This window comes from Pseudomonas sp. DrBHI1 (assembly GCF_002205115.1).
Taxonomy (GTDB): domain Bacteria; phylum Pseudomonadota; class Gammaproteobacteria; order Pseudomonadales; family Pseudomonadaceae; genus Aquipseudomonas; species Aquipseudomonas mosselii.
The window spans coordinates 14,988-37,773 of the sequence record NZ_NIBE01000024.1 but is presented as its reverse complement, the minus strand read 5'-3'; the positions used below and the strand labels follow the sequence as shown (position 1 = coordinate 37,773).

Here is a 22,786-nt window from a genome sequence, read left to right as displayed (position 1 = left end):
CAAAAGAGGGAGTAGACCGCCGGTCGGCAAAAAAGTGCGATCGTTGTTGGCGCGCTATCGCTTGAAGGTACGGAAGAAGGTTGTGACCCTGCGGTCAACAGGGAGAGCCGGCCGTATCACCGGCACCCTGTTGACCAGCAGGGGTTGCTGCGTGCCTACCAGAGTGCCACCGCGGCAGCTCCAACAACCCGGCCGAACACCGCCAGCGCCGTGTCCACGTCCGCCTCGCTGGTGTAGCGCCCGAGGCTCAGGCGCACGCTGTTGCGCGCCTGGCGCTCGTCGAGGCCGAGGGCCAGCAGCACGTGGGACGCCGCGTTGCTTGCCGAGTTGCAGGCCGAGGTGGTGGACAGCGCCAACTCGCCGGCCAGTGCCAGGCTGTTGAAGCCCTTGGCGTCGATGCACAGGTTGAGGGTGTGGGGAATGCGCTGCACCGCGCAGCCGTTGAGCGTGACTCCAGGCAGGGCCAGCAGACCGTCGCGCAGGCGTCGGGCGAGCTGCTCCAGGCGCTGGTATTCGGCCTCGCCGGGTTGGCCGGCCAACTCGAACGCGCTGCCCATGCCGACGATCTGGTGGGTGGCCAGGGTGCCGGAGCGCAGGCCGCGCTCATGGCCGCCACCGTGCATCTGCGCACGCATGGCCGGGCGGGCGCGGGCGCCGACGTAGAGGGCGCCGATGCCCTTGGGGCCATAGACCTTGTGCGCCGAGAACGACATCAGGTCGACGGCCTGGTGCGCCAGGTCGATGCCGACCTTGCCCACGGCCTGGGCCGCGTCCACGTGCAGCAGGGCGCCATGGTCGCGGACCAGCTCGCCGATGCGGGCGAAGTCGGTCACGGTGCCCAGTTCGTTGTTCACCGCCATCAGCGACACCAGGCGCGTATCCGGGTGCAGCGCGGCCTGCACGGCTTCGGCCTGGATCAGGCCATGGGCGTCCGGCGCCAGGCGGGTCACCGTCCAGCCCTGGCGCTCCAGTTCGGCGGCGGTGTCGAGGATGGCCTTGTGTTCGAGCTGGCTGGTCAGCAGGTGGCCCGGCTGCGCGAAGCCCTGGGCGATACCCTTGAGTGCCAGGTTGTTGGATTCGGTGGCGCCGGAGGTCCAGACCAGATCATCGGGCTGGGCGCCTACGCGCTCGGCCACCTGGCGGCGGGCCTGCTCGACGGCCTCGCGGGCGGCCTGGCCATGGAAGTGGCCGCTGGAGGCGGGGTTGCCGAAGTTGGCTTCGCGGCCCAGGCAGGTGAGCATGGCAGCGATGACCTGGTCATCGACCGGAGTGGTGGCGGCGTAATCGAAGTAGAGCGGGGTGCTGGGCATGATCGCGGGCGGGTCCGTGCGTGGACGCCGCCTGTCGGCATCCATGGACATCATCCTAGGCAATTGCCGATATGAATGTTTTTCCTTTTTCCCGTATCAAGGCGATACTCGAAAAAAATTCTATGCTTTTTCGCTATGTACTTAGAATATTTTTCTCTCGAGGGTCAGAGCCATTGCCACGGTGCCTGCTTGGTGATCATCACCAGCACGATCAGGAACATGCCGGCAAACCCCGCCACCCCCATCCACAGCCAGGGGCGGTACAGCCGCTGATAGTCTTCACCCAGCGCGGTGTCATGCTTGACGGCCTGGGCAGCAAGGCGCTGCATGCGCGTCTGCAACAGCAGCACCGGCAGCCACAGGGCGCCCACCGTGAAGAAGATCAGCAGCGCGCCCTGCAGCCAGTCGGCGGACCACGGCATGCCGGTCATGCTGACCATGGCGTAGCCGGTCAGCAACTGCAGGACCCCGGCGGGCGTGGTGATCCAGGCATCGAAGCGCACCACCATCCTCGCCACGGCGGCGATCACCCGTGGATCGCGGCTGCGGTTCGCGGCGATCAGGTACAGGTACGAGCCCATGCCAAAACCGAACAGGAACACCGCGGCGATCACATGCAGGTATTTGAGCAGCAGGTAGCTCATCTCAGCCTCGCCCGTGCTGGAAGCTGACGCTGTAGCGCACCTTGTCCGGTTCGCCGATGGCCGCCAGGTACTGCTCGACACTGATCTCGCCGACGCAGGGGCGGGCGCCCGGGGCCGGGGTGTAGCCCTCGATCACCCTGGCCATCAGCGCCACCGCCGCGCAGCTGGGGATTTCCGGGCCCTTGTCGTCACTGGCGCTGACTTGGGCCTGCAGGCGCAGTGGCTGGCCCTGCATGTCCAGGCCGCGGACATCCAGGTACATCGCACTCATGCCATCGCCAAAGCGCTCGAAATGGCCGCCCAGGCGATGCAGGCGCCGCGCCCAGGGCAGCGGGTCGCGCACCAGGCCGTGCTTGACCAGCAACGCCAGCGCGGCATTGGCCAGGCCGCCGGCCATGAGCCCGGCGCCGGCCTTGAATGCAAGGTCACGGGCGCCGTAGCGCTCGGCGAAGATGTCCATGTCCGGCACATCGACGTTGTTCAACAGGCGCCAGCCCAGGCTGGGCAGGTGACGCAGCTGCAGGCCGAGCCAGCCGTCCACGGCGTGCGGGCGCCCGTCGCGCCACTGGCGGATCGGCCGGCCAGCGTAGGCCAGCACGCCTTCGATGGTGGACAGGCCGGGCATCTTCGCCGAGGAGGAAATACCGTGCTCGATGCGCTCGATGCGGCTGAAGTGATGGCGCTGCTCGTCGAGGATCGCCGACGACAGGCTGGGCACCGAGCTGCAGCCGCTGAGCAGCGCGACATTGGCCGCTCGGGCGCGGGCGTCCAGGCGCTCGATGCCGTTGACGAACACCCGGCAGTCGGAGAGGTCGCAATAGTTGGCGCCCGCCTCGATGCAGGCCTCGGCCACGTTGTAGGGCTGGCCCTGGAAGGGGCCGCCGGTGTGGATCACCCAGTCGATGCGCAGCGCGCGCAGGGCGTCGGCAAAACCGGGAGCCATGGCGTCGCCGCACCAGCGTTCGCTGCCAATAAGCTGTGTGGCCAGTTGGGCAAGGCTGTTGGCGTTACGGCCGGCGATCACCAGTTGCACGGCGGGCATCTGCTGCAGGTGGCGGCAGATGATCCGGCCGAAGTTGCCGTAGGCGCCGATCACCAGGATTCTGCGGGACATGCGGGGGTCCTTGTGCATGTGTCGGGAGGTTCACGCGTTCCCTGTGTAGGAGCGGCCTCGTGTCGCGAAAGGGCCGCGCAGCGGCCCCAGCGATATTTGCAGATCCTGGGGCTGCCATGCAGCCCTTTCGCGACACGAGGCCGCTCCTACAGGGGTAGTGCAGGGCTGGCGTCAGCCCTCGTAGCCCAGGTTCGGCGCCAGCCAGCGCTCGCTGACGCTGATGTCCTGGCCCTTGCGGGCGCTGTACTGCTCGATCTGGTCCTTGTCCACCTTGCCCACGGCGAAGTACTGCGCCTGCGGGTGGGCGAAGTACCAGCCGCTGACTGCCGCCGCCGGGAACATGGCGAAGTGCTCGGTGAGGAACACGCCGCTCGGACCAGTCTCGCCGATGGCGGTGCCGTCGAGCAGGCGGAACAGGGTTTCCTTCTCGGTGTGGTCCGGGCAGGCCGGGTAGCCAGGTGCCGGGCGGATGCCGCTGTACTGCTCCTTGATCAGCGCCTCGTTGTCCAGGTGCTCGTCCTTGGCATAACCCCAGTGCTCCTTGCGCACCTGCTCGTGCAGCCACTCGGCGCAGGCCTCGGCCAGGCGGTCGGCCAGGGCCTTGACCATGATCGAGCTGTAGTCGTCGCCCTTGTCCTGGTAGGCCTTGGCCACTTCCTCGGCGCCGATGCCGGCGGTGGTGATGAAACCGCCGACATAGTCGGTCACGCCGCTGTCCTTCGGCGCGACGAAGTCGGCCAGGGACCAGTTCGGCTTGCCGTCGGGCTTGATGGTCTGCTGGCGCAGGTGGTGCAGGGTGGCCAGAGTGTCACCGTTGTCGCCGTACACTTCGATGTCGTCGTGTTCGACCTGGTTGGCCGGCCAGAAGCCGAACACCGCGCGGGCGCTGATCAGCTTTTCGTCGATCAGCTTGTCGAGCATCTCGCGGGCGTCCTTGTACAGCGCCGTGGCGGCCTCGCCGACCACTTCGTCGGTGAGGATGCGTGGGAACTTGCCGGCCAGGTCCCAGGAGATGAAGAACGGCGTCCAGTCGATGTACTCGGCCAGGGTGCGCAGGTCGATGTCCTCCAGCACCTTGACGCCGGTGAAGGAGGGCACCGCGGCCTGGTAGGCGGCCCAGTCGTACTGTGGCTTGGCGGCGATGGCCTGGGCGTAGCTCAGGCGCTCTGTGCGGGCACTGCGGTTGGCGGTGCGCTCGCGCACCTCGACGTATTCCTGGCGGGTCTTCTCGACGAAGCCGCTCTTGAGTTCCTTGGACAGCAACTGGGTGGCCACGCCCACCGCGCGCGAGGCGTCGGTGACATAGACCACAGCGTCGTTGGCGTACTTGGGCTCGATCTTCACCGCGGTGTGCGCCTTGGAGGTGGTGGCACCACCGATCATCAGCGGCAGGTGGAAGTCCTGGCGCTGCATCTCGCGGGCGACGTGGACCATCTCGTCCAGCGACGGGGTGATCAGGCCGGACAGGCCGATGATGTCGCATTTCTGCTCGCGGGCGGTTTGCAGGATCTTCTCGGCCGGGACCATCACGCCCATGTCGACGATGTCATAGCCGTTGCAACCGAGCACCACGCCGACGATGTTCTTGCCGATGTCATGCACGTCGCCCTTGACCGTGGCCATGAGGATCTTGCCCTTGGCCTCGGGCTTGTCGCCTTTCTCGGCCTCGATGAATGGGATCAGGTGGGCCACGGCCTGCTTCATCACCCGGGCGGATTTCACCACCTGGGGCAGGAACATCTTGCCGGCGCCGAACAGGTCGCCGACCACGTTCATGCCGCTCATCAGCGGGCCTTCGATGACTTCGATCGGGCGCGCCGACTGTTGGCGGCACTCTTCGGTGTCTTCGACGATGTAGGCGGTGATGCCCTTGACCAGCGCATGCTCGAGGCGCTTGTCCACCGGCATCGAGCGCCATTCTTCGTTCTCGACTTCCTTGGTGGCGCCGCCGCCCTTGTAGTCGTCGGCAATCGCCAGCAGGGCGTCGGTGCCGTGCGGGGTGCGGTTGAGCACCACGTCCTCGACCTTCTCGCGCAGGGCGGCGGGGATTTCGTCGTAGATCTCCAGCTGGCCGGCGTTGACGATACCCATGGTCAGGCCGTTCTGGATCGCGTGGTAGAGGAACACCGAGTGGATCGCCTCGCGCACCGGGTTGTTGCCGCGGAACGAGAACGACACGTTGGACACGCCGCCCGAACTCAGGGCATACGGCAGGTGGTCGCGGATGTAGGCGCAGGCCTCGATGAAGTCGACGGCGTAGTTGTTGTGCTCGTCGATGCCGGTGGCGACGGCGAAGATGTTCGGGTCGAAGATGATGTCTTCCGGCGGGAAGCCCACCTCGTTGACCAGGATGTCGTAGCTGCGCTGGCAGATCTCTTTCTTGCGCGCGGCGGTGTCGGCCTGGCCGACCTCATCGAAGGCCATCACCACCACGGCGGCGCCGTAGCGCTTGCACAGGCGGGCGTGGTGCTTGAACTGCTCGACGCCTTCCTTCATCGAGATCGAGTTGACGATGCCCTTGCCCTGAATGCACTTCAGGCCCGCCTCGATCACCTCCCACTTGGAGGAGTCGATCATGATCGGCACCCGGGAGATGTCCGGCTCGCCGGCGATCAGGTTGAGGAAACGGACCATGGCGGCCTGGGAGTCGAGCATCCCTTCGTCCATGTTGATGTCGATCACCTGGGCCCCGGCCTCGACCTGCTGCAGGGCGACTTCCAGGGCCTCGGTGTAGTTCTCCTCGCGAATCAGCCGGGCGAACTTGGCGGAGCCGGTGATGTTGGTGCGCTCGCCGACGTTGACGAACAGCGACTGGCGATCGATGGTGAACGGCTCCAGGCCCGACAGGCGGCAGGCCTTGGGGATGTCCGGAATCGCGCGCGGCTTGTACTTGGCGACCGCCTCGGCGATGGCCTGGATGTGCGGCGGGGTGGTGCCGCAGCAGCCGCCGATGATGTTGAGGAAGCCGCTGGCGGCGAACTCCTCGACCACCGCGGCCATTTCCGCCGGGGTCTCGTCGTATTCGCCGAAGGCGTTGGGCAGGCCGGCGTTGGGGTGGGCGGACACATGGGTGTCGGCCTTGGTCGCCAGCTCTTCCAGGTAAGGGCGCAGGTCCTTGGCGCCGAGGGCGCAGTTCAGGCCGACGGAGATCGGCTTGGCGTGGCGTACCGAGTTCCAGAAGGCTTCGGTGGTCTGGCCCGACAGGGTGCGGCCGGAGGCGTCGGTGATGGTGCCGGAAATCATGATCGGCAGTTCGACGTCGTCCTCTTCGAACACCTGCTGCACGGCGAAGATCGCCGCCTTGGCGTTGAGGGTGTCGAAGATGGTCTCGATCAGGATCAGGTCGGCGCCGCCCTCGATCAGGCCACGGGTGGCCTCGATGTAGTTCGCTACCAGTTCGTCGAAGGTGACGTTGCGATAGCCCGGGTCGTTGACGTCGGGGGAGATCGAGCAGGTGCGGCTGGTCGGGCCGAGCACGCCGGCGACGAAGCGTGGCTTGTCCGGGGTCTCGAGGGTCTTGGCGTCGGCCACCTGGCGGGCGACGCGCGCGCCCTCGACGTTGAGCTCATAGACCAGCGCCTCCATGCCGTAGTCGGCCTGGGAAATCTGCGTGGCGTTGAAGGTGTTGGTCTCGAGGATATCGGCGCCGGCGTCCAGGTAGGCCTTCTCGATTGCGGCGATGACATCCGGGCGGCTGAGCAGCAGCAAGTCGTTGTTGCCCTTAACATCGCTTGGCCAATCGGCGAAGCGCGTGCCACGATAGTCGTGTTCCTCGAGGCGGTAACTCTGGATCATAGTACCCATGCCGCCGTCGAGGATCAGGATGCGCTCTTTGAGTGCTTTCTGGAGTGCTTGGTAACGAGCGCTGCGGTCGGACATAGGAACTACCTGGTCGGGCGAATATCAGAAGGTGCCGAATAATAACAAAGCTGCACGGATTTTAGGCGTATCGCCCATTTGCATGAATTTCCCTCATGTTGGCGCGGCGCCCCCAACACCTCAGGACCCGCCAGGCACATCGTGATGGCTTTCAAGAACCAGGACATTCGGCACATGTTGCATCGCATACTTGCCAGCGCCTTCGCCCTGCTCCTCAGTGGCGCGGCGTTCGGGCAGGCCCCCCAATCGAGCCCGACGATTTCATATACCCGGGATATCCAACCGATCTTCACCGAGAAGTGCGTGGCCTGCCACGCCTGCAACGATGCAGCCTGCCAACTCAACCTGGGCAGCGCCGAGGGCGCCGAGCGCGGCGCTTCCAAGGTGCCGGTCTACCAAGGCGAACGCAGCCAGGCGGTGCCCACCACGCGGCTGTTCTACGATGCCCGCGACGAAGCCGGCTGGCGCAAGCAGGGTTTCTACTCGGTGCTGGACAAGCAGGGCAGCCAGGCGGCGTTGATGGCGCGCATGCTCGAACTGGGCCACAAGACCCCGCTCACGCCCAATGCCAAGCTGCCCGAAGAGATCGTCCTGGGGCTCAACCGCAACAACATGTGCCCGCTGCCCCACGAGTTCGACGCCTACGCCGGCGCCCACCCGAAAGAGGGCATGCCGCTGGCGGTCACCGGCCTGACCGACCAGGAGTATCAGACCCTGCAGCGTTGGTTGGCAGCCGGGGCTCCGGTCGAAAAGACGCCAATCCAGCCCAGCGCGGTCGAGGCGAAGCAGATCGCCGACTGGGAAGAGCTGCTCAACCGCCCGGGCTCTACCGAGGCGCTGGTCGGCCGCTGGCTGTACGAGCACCTGTTCCTCGCGCACATCCACTTCGTCGGCGGTGAGCCCGGACACTTCTTCCAATGGGTGCGCTCGCGCACGCCGAGCGGCCAGCCGGTGGACCTGATCGCCACCCGCCGGCCCAACGACCCGCCGGGCACCGATTTCTACTACCGGCTGATTCCGGTGCAGGGCGTGATCGTCCACAAGACCCACATCACTTACCCGATGGGGCCGCAGAAGCTCAAGCGGGTCAAGCAGCTGTTCTACAGCGGCGACTGGCATGCCTCGTCGCTGCCCGGCTATGGCCCGCGCCACCGCGCCAACCCGTTCGAGACCTTCGAGGCGATCCCGGCGGTGGCCCGCTACCAGTTCATGCTGGACAACGCCGAGTACTTCGTCCGCACCTTCATTCGCGGCCCGGTGTGCCGCGGGCAGATCGCCACCGACGTGATCCGCGACAACTTCTGGGCGCTGTTCCAGGAGCCGGCCCACGACCTGTACATCACCGACGCCAAGTACCGGGGCGAGGCCACGCCGTTGCTTGCGATGCCCGGGCAGATCGATGACGTTGGCAGCGTGCTGAGCCTGTGGCACGCCTACCGCGACAAGCGCAACGAGTACGAGGCGCTGCGTCGCGAAGCCTATGCCGAGCAGCCGGCGCCAAGCTGGTCGACCCTGTGGGCCGGCAACGACAACGCACTGCTGAGCATTTTCCGCCACTTCGACAGCGCCTCGGTGACCAAGGGCCTGATCGGTGACGTGCCGCTGACCATGTGGCTGTTCGACTACCCGCTGTTCGAGCGCACCTACTACCAGCTGGCGGTGAACTTCGATGTGTTCGGCAATGTCTCGCACCAGTTGCAGACACGGCTGTACTTCGACCTGATCCGCAACGGCGCCGAGATCAACTTCCTGCGCCTGATGCCTGCGGGCAAGCGTGGCGAGATCCTCGGCGACTGGTACCAGAACAGCGGCAAGGTGAAGATGTGGATGGACTACGAGGACATCGACACCAGCACTCCGAGCGCGCTGAAATTGGACAAGCACGATCCCAAGCGCGACTTCGGCCTCAAGCTGCTGCAACGCACCGGCAGCCTGAACGCCGCGCCGGATCCGATCAACCGCTGCCAGGGCGCCTATTGCTCGCGGTCCGGCCTGCCCACGGAGTTCCGTGACGCCGAGCAGTCGCTGAGCCGCCTGGTGTCGCGCCCGGCGGCAGGGCTCAAGGTGATCGGGCAACTGCCCGAGGCGACCATGCTGCGCATCGAAGGGCAGGGCGGCCAGCGCCAGGTCTACAGCCTGCTGCGCAATCGCGCGCACAGCAACGTGGCGTTCCTGCTTGGCGAGGCCTACCGTTACCAGCCGGGGCTGGACACGTTGACCCTGTACCCGGGCGTGCTCAGCAGCTATCCCAACTTCATCTTCAACATCCCGGTGGCCGATGTGCCGGAGTTCGTCGAGGACATGGAGGCGGCGCGGGACGACACGGCCAAGTTCGAGCGCATCGTCATGCGCTGGGGCGTTCGCCGCAGCCACCCCGAGTTCTGGCGCTACTTCCATGACCTGAACAGCTACATCAAGGAAACCGAGCCGGTAGAGGCCGGCGTGCTGGACATGAACCGCTACGAGAACCTCTGATCGGTTGGCCTGATCTTTTCGGCACCCATGCGGTCGGAATCGATGGGTAGGCCCTGGCGCTGCTTTGCAGCCCATCGCCGGCAAGCCGGCTCCCACAGACGTGCGCTATCCCAGTGGGAGCCGACTTGCCGGCGAAACGAGCGCGAAGCGCTCGCCGGGCCTCAATGCATCGACGATCGCAGGGTTTTTCATGCTGTACTCGCTTCAGGCTCTCCGGGCATTCGCCGCCTGGGTGGTGGTCTGCCACCACTTCATGCAGATCTTCTTCGACTTCAACGCCACCGGCCCTGTCGGCCAACTGCTCGCCGATCGCGGCGCGGTAGGGGTGGACATTTTCTTCGTCATCAGCGGCCTGGTGATCTACCTTTCGACCCGCGACAAGGACATCGCGCCCGCGCAGTTCCTGCTCAATCGCGTCCTGCGCATCGTGCCTGCCTACTGGTTCTACACCCTGCTGATGGCCGCGCTGATGCTGGTCGCCAGCCGCTGGATGCCGCACCAGGTGTTCGAATGGCAGCACCTGCTGCTGTCGCTGCTGTTCATCCCGGCGGAGAATCCGGGCGGCTACGGCCTGTACCCGACCCTCAACGTCGGCTGGACGCTGAACTTCGAGATGTTCTTCTACCTGCTGTTCGGCCTGGCGTTCCTGGTGCGCCAGCGTCATCACCTGCTGCTGGTGACGGGGGCGCTGCTGCTGGTCAGCGAGGTGCTGGGCCGCCTCGGCGTGCTCAGCCGCTTCTACAGCAACGACATCGTCTACGAGTTCCTGCTGGGCATCGGCCTGGGCGTGCTGTACCGCCGCGGGCTGATTCGCCAGGGCCTGTGGCTGCCATTGGGGCTGCTGGGTGTGGCGGGGTATGCGCTGTATCACCTGGACGCCTCGCAACGCCTGTTGCACTGGGGCCTGCCCAGCGCCCTGGTGGTGCTGGCGTTCATCGCCCTGGAGCGCTACTTCAAGGGCAACCGGGTGCTCAAGGCGCTGGGCGATTGCTCCTATTCGGTGTACCTGGTGCATGTGCTGGTGCTGTACGGCGGGCTATTCGCCAGCGAACACCTGCACTTGAACCCGTACCTGGTATTCGCCTTGTGCGTACCGTCAATCGGACTAATGTCGTGGCTTAGTTACCACTGGCTGGAGCGTGGCCTGTACGGGCGGCTCAAGGCCGGATTCGCGGGGCGTAGCGCCGTGGAGCCTGCGCTGGTGCTATCCCGAGTCAAATACTAGGACTTTGTTCGAGGGCCGGGTTGGCGTACACTGCCGGCAAGTCTGTGAGGAACTTCCATGAGCGCTATAACCATTACCGACGCCGCCCATGATTACCTGGCCGATCTGCTCTCCAAGCAGAACACGCCTGGCATCGGCATCCGTATCTTCATCACCCAGCCGGGCACCACCTACGCCGAGACCTGCATCGCCTACTGCAAGCCAGGCGAGGAGAAGCCCGACGACCAGCCGGTGGGCCTGAAGAGCTTCACCGCCTACCTCGACGCGGTCAGCGTGCCGTTCCTCGAGGACGCGCTGGTCGATTACGCCACCGACCGCATGGGCGGCCAGCTGACCATCAAGGCGCCGAACGCCAAGGTGCCGATGGTCAACGAAGACAGCCCGATCAACGAGCGTATCAACTACTACCTGCAGACCGAGATCAACCCCGGCCTGGCCAGCCACGGCGGCGCCGTGAGCCTGGTGGACGTGGTCGACGACGGCATCGCCGTGCTGCAGTTCGGCGGCGGCTGCCAGGGCTGCGGCCAGGCCGACGTGACGTTGAAGGAAGGCATCGAGCGTACCCTGCTCGAGCGCATTCCGGAGCTCAAGGGCGTACGTGACGTGACCGACCACAGCCAGAAGGAAAACGCCTACTACTAAGGCGTCTTTCCAATCGCGGGGCAAGCCCGCTCCCACGCCTAGGGCATACCTGGGGCACAGCGTGGGAGCGGGCTTGCCCCGCGATGCTTTTCAGATGTGTGCATTGACCCCTAGCAACAAAGTGTTACGGATTCAACCCCTGCGACAACCGGTCGCGCCCCGTAAACAAAGGGCTGCAGCCCGATTGGTCGGATGTCGGGTGGATGGTGCGGGGGGAGCGTGACAGAATGCCCCGGTTTTCTGGCCGGCCCATCCCAGGGGTCGGCACCTTCCCTGTAAAGGATGGTTCCATGAATGATCTGTTGACCCGGCGCGCGGTTGTCGCCGGGATGGGCGTACTGGGGCTTGGCCTGCTGGCGGGTTGCAACCCGGCCCGGGGTCTGGATTTCAAGTACGGCAAGAACATGAGCAACGAGATCCTAGGGCGCAAATTCAAGCTCAAGGACACTCAAGGCAACGAGCGCACCCTGTCGAGCTTCTACGGCTCGATGCCGATGATCTTCTTCGGCTTCACCCAGTGCCCGGCGGTCTGCCCGACCGCGCTGGCGCGGATCGTCCAGATCAGGAAGATCCTCAGGGGCCGTGACCGCGAGCTGTTCCAGCCGGTATTCATCACCCTGGACCCGGAGCGCGACACCCCCGAAGTGCTCGACGCCTACGCCAAGGCCTTCGACCCGTCGATCGTCGCCCTGACCGGCACCCCCGAGGAAATCGCCGAGGTGGCCCGCGAGTTCAAGGTGTTCTACGAAAAGGTCCCGGCCGGCGACACCTATACCATCTCTCACTCATCCACCAGCTACGTCTACGATACGCGTGGCACCCTGCGCCTGAGCCTGGGCCATTCCCTGAATGCCAAGGAATGCGCCGAAGATCTGGTCACCCTGATGGAGATCTGCTGAATGTCGATGCAACCGATCAAACGCGGCCTGGCCGCCCTGGCCCTGCTGGGCATGGCCCTGCCGGCTTTCGCCCAGACCACCGTGAGCGACGCCTGGGTCCGCGCCAGCGTGCCGCACCAGCAGTCGACCGGCGCCTTCATGACCCTGACCGCCAGCAGCGACAGCAAGCTGGTGAGCGTCGCCTCGCCCGTGGCCAAGACCGTGCAGGTGCACGAGATGACCATGAACGGCGATGTGATGGGCATGCGTGAAGTGAAGGCGGTCGATCTGCCGGCGGGCAAGGCGGTGAAGTTGGACCCGAACGGCTACCACGTGATGCTGATGGGCCTGAACCAGCAGGTGAAGGAAGGCGAGCAGGTGCCTCTGACCCTGACCATCGAGGATGCCAAGGGCGCCAAGGAAACCCTGCAGGTGCAGGCGCCGGTGCGTGCGCTCAACGCCGAGGCTGGCGGCGGGCATGACCATATGCACATGAACCACTGATACAGCCACCATCGCGGGTCAAGCCCGCTTCCACGCGATCGGTGGGAGCGGGCTTGACCCGCGATGGTTTTCGGCGGTCAGCTACGAAAACGTGGCAGCGGCCGCTCGATGTTCAGCGAAGTCAGGGTCTTGCGCACTTGCGCATCCTCGGCCTCCAGCGCCTTCAGGCTGGCGCGGATCTTCCCGGCGGCAGGCACATCGCCCTGGCGGTCGATCCAGTCGGCGATCTCCTTGCAGGCACTGCTCAGGCAGGCCTGGCGCTGGCTCATCAGCGACAGGAGCGTGGTGATTTCTCGTTCGGACATGACGCGATCCTCCATTCAGCCCCTTGAGTGTAGCAGCGCCCGGCCAGGCTGCTCGTAGCCGATGGCCAGTGCCCAGGCCGCCATCGCACAGACAAACAGCGTCCCCCCCATAGCCTGGCAAGCACCCGCCAGCAGCAGTCCCGCTCCGATCTGCAGGTAGTAGAACAAGCCGAACAACGCACCCGCCGTGCCACGGCAGTCGGCGTAGTCGACCAGCGCCGAGCCCAGCACCAGCGGAATCGCCATGGCGAAGGCGAACATCACCAAGGCCATGGCCAGCACCGTCCACAGGCTGTCGCCCAGCCCCAACAGTGCCAGCGCCGCCAGCAGGTCGAGCAGGCACGCCAGGCGCAACAGGCACGCCATGGCCACCCCGCGTTGCAGCAACCATGCATTGAGGCGCGCGCCCAGCAGCGAGCCGAGCGCCAGCGCCGCGCCGGAGTAGCCCATCCACGGGCTGGCACCGAGGCGCTCGAAAACAAACGGCGCCAAGCTGTACCAACTGAACACACTGATGTTGAACACCGCCACCAGGGCGCTGGCCAACAGCACACGACGGTCACGCAGCAGGCGCCGCAGCACCTGACCGAACGCGGGCGTTGCCTGCGTGGCGGGGCGTGTCTCGGGCAGTCCACGCCAGCTCCAGCCCAGCAGCAGCGCGGCCATCAGCAACTGGCTGGCGAGTACGCCGTGATAGCCGAACAGCCGGTCCAGCCAGGCGCCGCTCATCAGCCCCAGCGCTGGACTGAGCGCCAGGCATACGCCGATCAACGAGAACACCCGGGCCAGATCAGGGCCGGCATGGCGATCGCGCAGGACGGTCTGGGTCACCACGGAGCCCACCGCTGCGGCGAACGCCGCCACGATCCGCGCCAGCAGCAGTTGGCTGAAGTCGGTCGCCAGCAGCGCTGCCAGTGCTGCACCAGCGTAGAGCTGCAGCCCGGCAAGCATGGTCGGGCGCCGCCCCCACAGGTCGCAGGCACGCCCCCAGGCCGGCACCCCGGCGGCAAAGGCGAAAAAATACAGCGACAGGGTCAGCGAAGCCTGGGCAGGGCTGACGGCGAATGCTTCGGCCAAGGAGACCAGGGCAGGGCTGTAGAGGGTTTCGGCAACCTGAGGAAACATCAGCAGGGCGGTGGCCAGGGCCAACCAGGAACGGGAAAGCATGGGAGTGAACGCCTTGCAGCACAAACGAATGGTCATGGTAGGGACGTTGTGCCGTGGGCTATTATCGCGACTCTGCTGATCTATCGTTGAAATCGGACAATTACTGCCATGGCCTGGTTAGCCCCCGACGCCCACTTCGATCCCGATGCATTCGATGCGTCGGTAGTGGGCATCTGCTCGGCCCTGGGCGACCACGACTCCGGGCGCCACCGGCATGGCCGCGGACAGCTGCTGTTCACCCGTCAGGGCTGCGTGCGTATCCAGACGCCCGGGCGCCTGTGCCTGTTGCCGCCGACCCAGGCAGCGTGGATTCCGGCAGGGCTGGAGCACCGCGCGCGCATGCGCGAAACGGTGGACTATCGCTCGCTCTACTTCAGCACCGCGCTCAGCGTGGGGCTGCCCGACGAGGTGACGATCATCAGCGTCAACCCGATGCTGCGCGAACTGCTCGAACGCATCGCCCAGGCGCCGTTCGACACGGCCTGGGACCAAGGCGACCAAACGCATTTGCTGGCGCTGTGTCTGGGTGAGTTGCGCCTTGCACCTCACCAACCGATGTTCCTGCCATTGCCTGGCGATAGGCGCCTGGCCGGGCTGGTCGAGCGACTCGAGCGCCTGCCGCCGGCGTTGGGTGAACTGGCGCAACAAGTCGGTGCCAGCGAGAAGACCATCAGCCGCCTGCTGCGCCGGGACACTGGCATGTCCTATCAGCAATGGCGCCAGCAGTGGCGGCTGTTGCGTGCGCTGGAGCAGCTGGCATTGCAGCGGCCACTGGGCGCTATCGCCGACGACCTGGGGTTCGCCAGCGACAGTGCGTTCATTGCCTTCTTCCGCGGCATGACCGGCACCACGCCAGGGGCCTGGAACCGTGGCGCGGCTACAGGCCCAGACAGGCCTGGCGATAGGCCCCCGGCGTAACGCCATAGGCCTGCTTGAACTGGCGGCTGAGGTGGCTCTGGTCGGCGAAGCCCAGGGTCACGGCGACCTCCAGTGCCGGCAGGCCGCTGCGCAGCAGCTCGCGGGCGCGGGCCAGGCGGCGCTGCTTGAGCCAGGCGTGGGGCGGCAGGCCGGTGGCCTGGCGGAACACCCGGGCGAAGTGGAACGGCGACAGGTTCACCGCCGCCGCCAGGGCTTCCAGCGAGGGCGGCTCGGCCAGTTGGCTCTCCAGCAGCTCGCGGGCACGAGCCACGGCCAGTGGCTCGTTGCCGGGGGCGGCGGGTTCGGCGCAGTGGCCATGGCGTTGCACCAGCGCCAGTACCGCCTGGCGCCAGGCGGTCTGCTGCTCCAGGGCGCTGGCGCAGGACTCGGACAGCTTGTGCAGCTGGCTGAAGGCGGCGGCCAGGGCCGGGTCCTGGATCACGCTGTCCTTGAACCGGGGCAGGCCGTGGCGGCCAAGCTCCAGTTCGTCGAGCACGCCGCTGACCCGCTCGTGCTCGGGGTAGAAGCCACGGTAGCGCCAGCCGGCCTCGTGGGCGGTGGCGCCGGTGTGCAGTTCGTCGGGATTGATCAGCACCATGCTGCCCACCGGCGCCAAATGCTCGCTGCCGCGGTGCCAGAAACGCTGGGCGCCGGACTCGATCACGGTGAACACGTAGCCTTCGTGCACATGTGGGGCGAAGCGCTGCTGGATGTAGCGGGCGTGCAGCATCTCGACGTCGCCGAGGGCGGGCGCCTGCCACAGGTGGGCCTGTTCGCGCAGGGGCGTGCTCATGCCAGCCAGCTGCGCAGAAGGAAGAAGATCAGCATGCTCGCCAGCATGCTCAGCAATACGCTGCGGGTCAACAGCACCAGGGCGATCGCCACCACCGAGCCGAGCAGGTAAGGGTTGAGCGGGCTCAACTCAAGCTGGTGGCCGGGCAGGAAGATGATCGGCCCGCAGATCGCGGTGAGCATGCCGGGCACGGCGAAGCCGAGGAACTGCCGCGCGTTGGAGCTCAGGCGCAGCGGCAGGCGTGGTTCGAGGAAGGCGTAGCGGTTGAGAAACACCGCCGCGCCCATGGCGACGATCAGCAGCCAGATCATGAGCGGCCTCCGGAGAATTTCTGGCAGACGAACCCGGCGGCCATGCCCAGCAGGCCGGCTGCCACCAGGGCAGTTTCCCAGTGCCAGTAGCTGAACAGCACCGAGCAGAACAGCGACACCGCCACGCACACCACGGTCGGCAGGTTGCGCACCAGCGGCGCGATCAGCGCAACGAAGGTGGCGACGATGGAGAAGTCCAGGCCCAGCTGGTCCAGATGTGGAATGTTCTGGCCGAGGATGATGCCGGCGAGGGTGAACAGGTTCCAGGCCACGTAGAAGGTCAGGCCGACCCCAAGGGCGTACCAGCGGTTGAACTGCTGCTGGTCGTGGTGGCTGGTCAGGGCGAAGAACTCGTCGGTAAGCAGAAAGCCCAGGCCTAGGCGCCAGCGGGTCGGCAAGCCGGACATCACCGGGCGCATGGACAGCCCGTAGAGCAGGTGCTGCGAGGTCAGCAGCAGGGTGGTGAGCAGGATCGACAGCAGGTTGGCGCCGCCCTTGAGCATGCCGATGGCCACCAGTTGCGCGGCACCGGCGAAGACAATGGCCGACAGGCCCTGGCCTTGCCAGGCGCTGAGGTTGGCTTCGATGGCCATGGAGCCGGCCAGCAGGCCCCAGGGCGCGACGGCCAGGGACAGCGGCAGGATGGCGATGGCGCCATGGAGAAAGGCGTGGCGGGCGAGCGGAGGGCTGGACATGGGAACGACAACGAATCGACAGGGCAGGCCAGCATGACAGACAGCTCCGAGGGTGGCTTGAACGATCTTGCTTTGTTGTCGCCGCTCCCCAAGCTTTGCGCAATCCCTGTATGAGACCGCGGTTGTGGCTTCAGCGCAGCTCGACCTGCGCGCACAGCCCGCCTTCGGCGCGGTTGCGCAAGGTCAGGCTGCCGCCCATGGCCTGGGTCAGTTGCTGGGCGATCGCCAGTCCCAGTCCGGTGCCGCCAGTGCTGCGGTTGCGCGAGCCTTCGACCCGGTAGAACGGTTTGAGCACGTCGTCGAGCTCCGCCTCGGGAATCCCCGGGCCATCATCGAGCACACGGATCAGTGTCACGCCGTTCTCGCAGCCCACCTCGAGCTGCGCGGCGCCGGCGAACTTGAGAGCATTGTCCACCAGGTTAACCAGTACCCGGCGCAGGGCATGGGGGCGGGTTTGCAGGGTAGCCTGGGCGCTGCCGTGGCGGTCCACCCGGGCGCCGCTGTCCTGGTAGTCGAACACCAGGCTGTCGAGGAAGGCGTCGAGGTTGACCCGGCATGGCGCCTCGGTGCCGCTGTCCATGCTGCGGGCATAGGCCACGCCTTCGCGCACCAGGTGCTCCATGGCGTCCAGGTCGTGCGCCAGCTTGTCCTTCTCGTGGCCGTCGTCCATCTGTTCGACGCGCAGCTTCATGCGCGTGATCGGCGTCTGCAGGTCATGGGAGATGGCAGCGAGCAGCTGCATGCGTTCCTTGAGGTAGGCGCCGATGCGCGCCTGCAGCGCGTTGAAGGCCACGGCGGCGTAGCGCACCTCGCGCGGGCCGCTTTCGTCCAACTGCGGGCCGGGGCTGTTCGGATCAAGGTTGTCCACCGCCTGGACCAGGCGGGTCAGCGGGCCGATGGCCAGGCGCACCGCCAGCCAGGTACAGGCCAGCAGCACCGCCAGCTGGATCAGCAGCACCACCGGCAGCCAGGTGGCCACCGGTACCGGGGCGGGGGTGACGTCGATGGTCAGCGGCGCGCCGTCGGCCAGGCGCAGGTGGGCCTGGAAGTGCGCGTTGGGGCCGGGAATCTCCTGGAAGGTCAGGGCGTAGCGGTCGCCGATGGCCTTGACGATGGATTCGGCGGCCATGGGTGGGTCGGCGCTGGGCATGGCTTCGCCGGGCAGGCCACCGTCCAGGCGGTAGCGGTAGGTGCGCCGCTCCAGGCGCGACAGCCAGGCCGGCCGTTCGGCGGCGGGCAGGCGGTCGAGGATGGCCACCGAGGTCGAGACGTCCAGCTCCAGGTTGCTGAGCATCATCGAGCGGCTGCTGATAAAACGTTCGTAGGCTTGCAGGCTGAACGACAGGCCGTAGGCCAGCACCAGCCCGGTGAAGAAGATCAGGGCCAGGCGCGAGGCCAGGGTGCGCGGCCATTTCATGCCGGCGACTCCAGCAGCTGTACCGGCAGCGAGAACACGTAGCCCTCGCTGCGCACGGTCTTGATGCAGGTGGGTTCGCGGGCGTCGTCACCCAGGCGCTGGCGCAGGCGGCTGACCAGCAGGTCGATGGAGCGATCGAAAATGTCCGCCTCGCGGCCCTGGGTGAGGTTGAGCAACTGTTCGCGGCTGAGCACCCGCTGCGGATGGTCGAGGAATACCCGCAGCAGGCGGTACTCGGCGCCCGACAGCGCCACCAGGGTGCCTTCGTTGTCGAGCAGGTGGCGGGCGGTGGTGTCCAGGCGCCATTGGCCGAAGGCGATCAGCCGGCTGCTTTCGCTGATGGTGAGGTTCGGCGGCAGCATGCGCGTGCGGCGCAGCACGGCGTTGATCCGCGCCAGCAGCTCGCGGGCGGAGAACGGCTTGGTCAGGTAGTCGTCGGCGCCCATCTCCAGGCCGATGATGCGGTCGGTCTCGTCGTTGCGCGCGGTGAGCATCAGCACCGGCGTGTTGCGGTGCTTGCCGGCGCGCAGTTCGCGGCACAGCAGCAGGCCGTCGTCGCCGGGCATCATGATGTCGAGGACGATCAGGTCGACGGCGTTGTTTTCCAGGAAGGCGCGCATCTGCCGGCCATCGGCAACGATGCTGGTGCGCAGGCCGTTCTTCTTCAGGTAGTTGCCGACCAGTTCGCGGATCTCGCGGTCGTCGTCGACGACCAGGATGTGATCGGCGTGTTCCATCGGGATGTCCTTGTACGTGGGGAATGGGCGCAGTGTACCGAGCGGATCCGGACTTGCCTGCCCAGGTTTGTATTGCAGTGTATCTGTTGGCGGCACAGATACAGGAAGAAGCACGAAGGGCACTGGGCGGACACAAGCGGGATACCTGGCAGGCGTGAAATGGCTCTCGACCGGGGAGTGAAGCCTCCCCACACAAGACCTCGTATCAGGAGACACGCCATGACTATCAAGACCCTCGCCAGCGCCGCCCTGTTCGCCGTGCTCGGCCTTGGCTCCCTGGCTGCCCAGGCCAGCAGCAGCTCGCTCAATGACGCCAGCGTGATGCAATACCGCTACGGCGACCGGCTGGACGTCAAGAAGGTGCTGTCGGTCAAGGACGAGCGCAGCAATGCCTGCGGACCGGTGCAGACCCGCATGGACTACCTCGATTCCCAAGGCAAGCCGCAGAGTGTCGAGTATCGCTCCTACGCCACCAGTGGTTGCCATGACAACTAAGGCGCGCGGCAAGCGCCGCCTGCTCAAGGCCGGCGGCGTGGCCCTGGCCCTGCTCGGACTGGGCCTGGCTGGCCACCTGCTGGCCCGCGACAGCTACGGTCCCATGCCGTCGCTGGCGGGGGCCGAGCAATGGCTCAACTCGCCGCCGCTGGATGGCCCGGCGCTCAAGGGCAAAGTGGTGCTGGTGGACTTCTGGACCTACGACTGCATCAACTGCCGGCGCAGCCTGCCCCATGTCAACGACTGGGCGCGGCGCTACGGCGAGCAGGGCCTGGTGGTAGTCGGGGTGCACACGCCGGAGTACGACTATGAGCGCGATGTGGGCAATGTACGGGCACAGGTGCAGCAGTTGGGGATCGGGTACCCGGTGGCGGTGGACAATGGCTACCGGATCTGGAACGCCTGGGGCAACCAGTTCTGGCCGGCGCATTACTTTGTCGATCGCAAGGGGCAGGTGCGTCATGTGCACTTTGGCGAGGGGGATTACGCGGGGCAGGAGCGGGTGATTCAGGCGTTGCTGGATGAGCAGGGGTGATCCGTTGCCTGCTCCGGCCCTGTCGCGGGGCCGGATCACTCGCCCAGCCGCTGCTCCCGCGACGGCGGATAACCAAAATACGCCGCATAGCACTTGCTGAAGTGCGACACCGAGACGAACCCGCAGGCCACCGCCACCTCCATCACCGACAGGTCCGAATACTGCAGCAGCCGCCGGCTCTTGGTGATGCGCAGTTCCATGTAGTAACGCCGGGGCGAGGTGCCCAGCTGGGCCTGGAACAGCCGGTCGATCTGCCGCCGCGAGCGCCCGGAGTAGACGGCCAGCTGATCGAGGCTCAGGGTTTCCTCGAGGTTGTTCTCCATCAGCTCGACGATGGTGCGCAGGTGCAGGCTCATGGACTTCTTCGCCCCGGGCCCGACCTGGCGATAGCGCGCTCCGGAGAACGACAGGATCTCCTCGACGCCTTCGGCCAGGGCATCGCCGTACAGCCGCCGCACCAGGCCGAGCATCAGCTCCATGGCGCCGTTGGGGCTGGCGGCGCTCAGGCGGTCGCGGTCGAGGGTGAAGCTGGCCGGGGTGATGCGCGTCTGCGGGCTGATCTCGGCCAGGCTGGCGCGCTGCTCGGGGTGCACGCTGCAGCCGTAGTCGTCGAGCACCCCGGCACGCCCGAGGAACCAGGCGCCGTTCCATAGCCCGGCGAGGGTCATGCCGTGGCTGGCGCAGTCGGCCAGCAGGCGGTCGAGGTCGGGGTATTTCAGCGGTGTGCGCAGGCCGCCGCAGATCACCAGCAGGTCGAGGTCCTGCAGGCTGCGCGGTTCGAGCGGGCTGGCCACCAGCTCCAGGCCCAGGTCGCTGAGCACGCGATCGCCCGCCAGCGACAGCGGGGTGGAGGTGAAACTGTCGGCGCGCAGCAGGTTGGCGGTGACCAGCACGTCCATCGCCACGGTGAAGCTGGCCATGGAGAAGTGCTCGAGCAGGACGAAGTCCACGCGATAGGGGCGCTGGCTGCCGGCGTCACCGGACTTGAGCCGCAGCATGTTGCTGGTGCTGGTCTTCTTGCTGAACTGGCGTGGCGTGGGCACTGCGGACTCCGCTTCCTGGCTGGCGGGGACGAGTGTGCGGTGAGGCGCGGGGAAAGACAACAGGGGCGCTGGCTGGCGCCGAAAGCACAGCGCCCCCTCCGGAGGGGGCGCCGGTCATGCAACGCGGGACTTAGAAGTCGCCGCGCAGGGTGAACATGTAGCTGCGCGGCGTACCGTAGGTGGTGCCGCGGGTCCAGTAGCCCATCGAGTCGAAGTACTTGCGGTCGAACAGGTTCTCGACGTCCACGCCCACGGTCCAGTGCTCGTCGAGCTTGTAGGCGGCGCGCGCGTCGAAGATCGCCCGGCCGCTGTTGTAGGCTTCGTTGCCCTTGTCGACGTAGGAGTTCTGCGCCGAGACGCCGCCACCGATGCTCAGGCGGCTCCACTCGCCCGGCAGGGTGTAGTTGGTGTTCAGGCGCAGCATGTGTTTCGGCGTCTGCGCGGAGATCGGGCCGCCGTCGGAGGAGCTGGTGGTGTTGTAGGTGTAACCGGCAGCCACCTGCAGGCCCGGCAGCAGTTCACCGCTGGCCTCCGCTTCGAAGCCCTTGCTGCGGTTGATGCCGTCGCTGTTGACCCAGCAGCGACCGGCCACGTCGTTCTGGCATTTGCCGTCGTTTTCCCAGTCGCGTGCGGCAACGTCTTCCTGTTCGATGTAGAACACGGCGAAGGACACGTTCAGGCGCTTGTCGAACAGCTCACCCTTGATACCGGTTTCGGAGTTGGTACCCGTGGAGGGGTCCAGCATGCTACCGGCGGCGGTGCGGTAGTTGGCCTGCGGCTGGAAGATATCGGCGTAGCTGGCATACCAGGACCACTGGTCGTTCAGGTCATAGATCACGCCAGCGAAGGGAGTGAACTCGTGTTTCTGCTCGTTGGTCGTGACCAGGTCGCCATCCCAGGCCTCGGTCTTGTACCAGCTCAGGCGCGCACCGAGTACGAAGCTCAGGTCCTCAGTCGCGCGCAGGCGCGTGCTGAGGTAGGTGCCGTAACGGGTGTCGATGGTGTCGTCCTTGTAGTCCCAGCCCTGGCGTGCCAGCTTGGGAATGTTGCTGTGGCTGGGATCGAACACGTTCAGTGGGATAGGTGTCGGCAGGTATTCGGTACGGTCCTTGTCGTTCATCTTGCGTTTGGACCAGTTGGCGCCCAAGGTCACCTGATGGGTCAGGCCGAAAGCTTCGAAGGTACCGTCCAGATGGCCGTCGACGGCGTTGGAGGTGACGTCGAACTTGTGGTAGCTGACATCCTTGACCACCGGCCCGCCAGCTGCGCCGTACTCCAGGGTGTCATCCGCACTCCACTCGATGGCGCTGCGGTTGTAGCCGCCCTCGGAGTGCGACAGCGCCAGCTTGCCACTCCAGTTGTCGTTGAAGCGGTGGGTGATGTCGCCGAACACCTCGTCCATATCAGTCTGCAGCGTGGCCCAGTCCTGCCCCAGGAAGGTCGAGCGCTTCAGGTGCGGGTTGCTGCCATCGGGATTGTTCGGGATGCCCAGTACGCTGTAGCCGTCGATGCGCGAGGTCTGGCGGCGCAGGCCCAGGCCAACGGTGGTGGCATCGCTCAGGTCGGCTTCGACGATACCGTACAGCAGCGGCCGCTTGGACTTGGTCACGTCGGTGAAGTAGCCGCGGTCCTCATAGGAGGCGACCATGCGCCCACGTAGGGTGCCTTCGGGGTTGAGCCGGCCACTGGCGTCCAGGTC

General features: G+C 66.2%; 21 protein-coding genes. 8 read left to right on the top strand and 13 right to left on the bottom strand.

Annotated features, from left to right (window positions below):
- Positions 1-155: 155 nt before the first annotated feature.
- The 4 genes from CC207_RS03860 to metH form a co-directional block, all read right to left on the bottom strand.
- Positions 156-1,310: a cysteine desulfurase family protein gene (locus CC207_RS03860; RefSeq protein WP_088851624.1), complete on the bottom strand. Its 1,155-nt coding sequence runs from the start codon at positions 1,308-1,310 to the stop codon at positions 156-158.
- Between the two features lie 164 nt (positions 1,311-1,474).
- Entirely contained in the window at positions 1,475-1,954 is a 480-nt protein-coding gene (locus tag CC207_RS03855) for a DUF2269 domain-containing protein (RefSeq protein ID WP_028690714.1), read from the bottom strand.
- Between the two features lies 1 nt (position 1,955).
- Positions 1,956-3,068 carry a saccharopine dehydrogenase family protein gene (locus CC207_RS03850; protein WP_088851616.1) on the bottom strand — a complete coding sequence of 371 codons (1,113 nt, stop codon included), beginning with the start codon at positions 3,066-3,068 and terminating at the stop codon, positions 1,956-1,958.
- 171 nt (positions 3,069-3,239) lie between these two features.
- Entirely contained in the window at positions 3,240-6,947 is a 3,708-nt protein-coding gene (gene metH, locus CC207_RS03845; protein ID WP_062363285.1) for a methionine synthase, read from the bottom strand.
- Between the two features lie 174 nt (positions 6,948-7,121).
- Here metH and CC207_RS03840 point away from each other — a divergent pair, with 174 nt between their 5' ends.
- The 5 genes from CC207_RS03840 to CC207_RS03820 all read left to right on the top strand — a co-directional run bounded on the left by CC207_RS03840 (position 7,122) and on the right by CC207_RS03820 (position 12,671).
- Positions 7,122-9,422 (top strand): fatty acid cis/trans isomerase, encoded by a 2,301-nt coding sequence (locus CC207_RS03840; RefSeq protein WP_028690717.1) that lies wholly within the window; start codon positions 7,122-7,124, stop codon positions 9,420-9,422.
- 190 nt (positions 9,423-9,612) lie between these two features.
- Positions 9,613-10,647, top strand: a complete 1,035-nt coding sequence (locus tag CC207_RS03835) for an acyltransferase (protein WP_088851615.1) — start codon at positions 9,613-9,615, stop codon at positions 10,645-10,647.
- Positions 10,648-10,704: 57 nt separating this feature from the next.
- The gene (gene nfuA, locus CC207_RS03830; protein ID WP_023630602.1) at positions 10,705-11,289 is read left to right on the top strand and encodes a Fe-S biogenesis protein NfuA; all 585 of its coding nucleotides are present in this window, start codon (positions 10,705-10,707) and stop codon (positions 11,287-11,289) included.
- A 290-nt stretch (positions 11,290-11,579) separates the two neighbouring features.
- The gene (locus CC207_RS03825; protein WP_028690719.1) at positions 11,580-12,188 is read left to right on the top strand and encodes an SCO family protein; all 609 of its coding nucleotides are present in this window, start codon (positions 11,580-11,582) and stop codon (positions 12,186-12,188) included.
- Positions 12,189-12,671: a copper chaperone PCu(A)C gene (locus CC207_RS03820; protein ID WP_028690720.1), complete on the top strand. Its 483-nt coding sequence runs from the start codon at positions 12,189-12,191 to the stop codon at positions 12,669-12,671.
- Positions 12,672-12,748: 77 nt separating this feature from the next.
- On the opposite strand, the gene CC207_RS03815 is transcribed toward CC207_RS03820, so the two are convergent.
- Together CC207_RS03815 and CC207_RS03810 are read right to left on the bottom strand one after the other, a co-directional pair.
- Positions 12,749-12,976: a hypothetical protein gene (locus CC207_RS03815; protein WP_023630605.1), complete on the bottom strand. Its 228-nt coding sequence runs from the start codon at positions 12,974-12,976 to the stop codon at positions 12,749-12,751.
- A gap of 15 nt (positions 12,977-12,991) precedes the next feature.
- Positions 12,992-14,143 carry an MFS transporter gene (locus tag CC207_RS03810; RefSeq protein ID WP_088851614.1) on the bottom strand — a complete coding sequence of 384 codons (1,152 nt, stop codon included), beginning with the start codon at positions 14,141-14,143 and terminating at the stop codon, positions 12,992-12,994.
- Between the two features lie 108 nt (positions 14,144-14,251).
- Here CC207_RS03810 and CC207_RS03805 point away from each other — a divergent pair, with 108 nt between their 5' ends.
- Complete coding sequence (locus CC207_RS03805; RefSeq protein ID WP_051555678.1) at positions 14,252-15,061, top strand: helix-turn-helix domain-containing protein; 810 nt, start codon at positions 14,252-14,254, stop codon at positions 15,059-15,061.
- Here CC207_RS03805 and CC207_RS03800 read toward each other — a convergent pair.
- The 5 genes from CC207_RS03800 to CC207_RS03780 all read right to left on the bottom strand — a co-directional run bounded on the left by CC207_RS03800 (position 15,021) and on the right by CC207_RS03780 (position 19,014).
- Positions 15,021-15,854 carry an AraC family transcriptional regulator gene (locus CC207_RS03800; RefSeq protein ID WP_028690722.1) on the bottom strand — a complete coding sequence of 278 codons (834 nt, stop codon included), beginning with the start codon at positions 15,852-15,854 and terminating at the stop codon, positions 15,021-15,023. The genes CC207_RS03805 and CC207_RS03800 overlap by 41 nt on opposite strands.
- Complete coding sequence (locus CC207_RS03795) at positions 15,851-16,165, bottom strand: AzlD domain-containing protein (protein ID WP_028690723.1); 315 nt, start codon at positions 16,163-16,165, stop codon at positions 15,851-15,853. Before CC207_RS03795 ends, CC207_RS03800 begins: the two co-directional genes overlap by 4 nt.
- A complete protein-coding gene (locus CC207_RS03790) occupies positions 16,162-16,860 on the bottom strand; it encodes an AzlC family ABC transporter permease (protein ID WP_028690724.1) in 699 nt (232 codons plus the stop codon). The genes CC207_RS03795 and CC207_RS03790 overlap by 4 nt, the downstream gene beginning before the upstream one ends.
- Positions 16,861-16,990: 130 nt before the next feature.
- Positions 16,991-18,277 (bottom strand): HAMP domain-containing sensor histidine kinase, encoded by a 1,287-nt coding sequence (locus tag CC207_RS03785; protein ID WP_028690725.1) that lies wholly within the window; start codon positions 18,275-18,277, stop codon positions 16,991-16,993.
- Complete coding sequence (locus CC207_RS03780; protein WP_028690726.1) at positions 18,274-19,014, bottom strand: response regulator; 741 nt, start codon at positions 19,012-19,014, stop codon at positions 18,274-18,276. Before CC207_RS03780 ends, CC207_RS03785 begins: the two co-directional genes overlap by 4 nt.
- A 219-nt stretch (positions 19,015-19,233) precedes the next feature.
- On the opposite strand from CC207_RS03780, the gene CC207_RS03775 reads away from it, so the two are divergent.
- Both CC207_RS03775 and CC207_RS03770 read left to right on the top strand, forming a co-directional pair.
- Positions 19,234-19,509: a DUF2790 domain-containing protein gene (locus CC207_RS03775; RefSeq protein ID WP_028690727.1), complete on the top strand. Its 276-nt coding sequence runs from the start codon at positions 19,234-19,236 to the stop codon at positions 19,507-19,509.
- Between the two features lie 19 nt (positions 19,510-19,528).
- The gene (locus CC207_RS03770; RefSeq protein ID WP_028690728.1) at positions 19,529-20,044 is read left to right on the top strand and encodes a thioredoxin family protein; all 516 of its coding nucleotides are present in this window, start codon (positions 19,529-19,531) and stop codon (positions 20,042-20,044) included.
- A 35-nt stretch (positions 20,045-20,079) separates the two neighbouring features.
- On the opposite strand, the gene CC207_RS03765 is transcribed toward CC207_RS03770, so the two are convergent.
- Together CC207_RS03765 and CC207_RS03760 are read right to left on the bottom strand one after the other, a co-directional pair.
- Entirely contained in the window at positions 20,080-21,087 is a 1,008-nt protein-coding gene (locus tag CC207_RS03765) for a GlxA family transcriptional regulator (protein ID WP_028690729.1), read from the bottom strand.
- A 130-nt stretch (positions 21,088-21,217) separates the two neighbouring features.
- Positions 21,218-22,786, bottom strand: a 1,569-nt coding sequence (locus CC207_RS03760; protein ID WP_256581985.1) for a TonB-dependent siderophore receptor, incomplete at its 5' end; no start/stop codon positions are given.

Coding starts and splice junctions, on each gene's coding strand:
- CC207_RS03860 (WP_088851624.1), bottom strand. CDS start 1,310: ATGCCCAGCACCCCGCTCTACTTCGATTACGCCGCCACCACTCCGGTC.
- CC207_RS03855 (WP_028690714.1), bottom strand. CDS start 1,954: ATGAGCTACCTGCTGCTCAAATACCTGCATGTGATCGCCGCGGTGTTC.
- CC207_RS03850 (WP_088851616.1), bottom strand. CDS start 3,068: ATGTCCCGCAGAATCCTGGTGATCGGCGCCTACGGCAACTTCGGCCGG.
- metH (WP_062363285.1), bottom strand. CDS start 6,947: ATGTCCGACCGCAGCGCTCGTTACCAAGCACTCCAGAAAGCACTCAAA.
- CC207_RS03840 (WP_028690717.1), top strand. CDS start 7,122: ATGTTGCATCGCATACTTGCCAGCGCCTTCGCCCTGCTCCTCAGTGGC.
- CC207_RS03835 (WP_088851615.1), top strand. CDS start 9,613: ATGCTGTACTCGCTTCAGGCTCTCCGGGCATTCGCCGCCTGGGTGGTG.
- nfuA (WP_023630602.1), top strand. CDS start 10,705: ATGAGCGCTATAACCATTACCGACGCCGCCCATGATTACCTGGCCGAT.
- CC207_RS03825 (WP_028690719.1), top strand. CDS start 11,580: ATGAATGATCTGTTGACCCGGCGCGCGGTTGTCGCCGGGATGGGCGTA.
- CC207_RS03820 (WP_028690720.1), top strand. CDS start 12,189: ATGTCGATGCAACCGATCAAACGCGGCCTGGCCGCCCTGGCCCTGCTG.
- CC207_RS03815 (WP_023630605.1), bottom strand. CDS start 12,976: ATGTCCGAACGAGAAATCACCACGCTCCTGTCGCTGATGAGCCAGCGC.
- CC207_RS03810 (WP_088851614.1), bottom strand. CDS start 14,143: ATGCTTTCCCGTTCCTGGTTGGCCCTGGCCACCGCCCTGCTGATGTTT.
- CC207_RS03805 (WP_051555678.1), top strand. CDS start 14,252: ATGGCCTGGTTAGCCCCCGACGCCCACTTCGATCCCGATGCATTCGAT.
- CC207_RS03800 (WP_028690722.1), bottom strand. CDS start 15,854: ATGAGCACGCCCCTGCGCGAACAGGCCCACCTGTGGCAGGCGCCCGCC.
- CC207_RS03795 (WP_028690723.1), bottom strand. CDS start 16,165: ATGATCTGGCTGCTGATCGTCGCCATGGGCGCGGCGGTGTTTCTCAAC.
- CC207_RS03790 (WP_028690724.1), bottom strand. CDS start 16,860: ATGTCCAGCCCTCCGCTCGCCCGCCACGCCTTTCTCCATGGCGCCATC.
- CC207_RS03785 (WP_028690725.1), bottom strand. CDS start 18,277: ATGAAATGGCCGCGCACCCTGGCCTCGCGCCTGGCCCTGATCTTCTTC.
- CC207_RS03780 (WP_028690726.1), bottom strand. CDS start 19,014: ATGGAACACGCCGATCACATCCTGGTCGTCGACGACGACCGCGAGATC.
- CC207_RS03775 (WP_028690727.1), top strand. CDS start 19,234: ATGACTATCAAGACCCTCGCCAGCGCCGCCCTGTTCGCCGTGCTCGGC.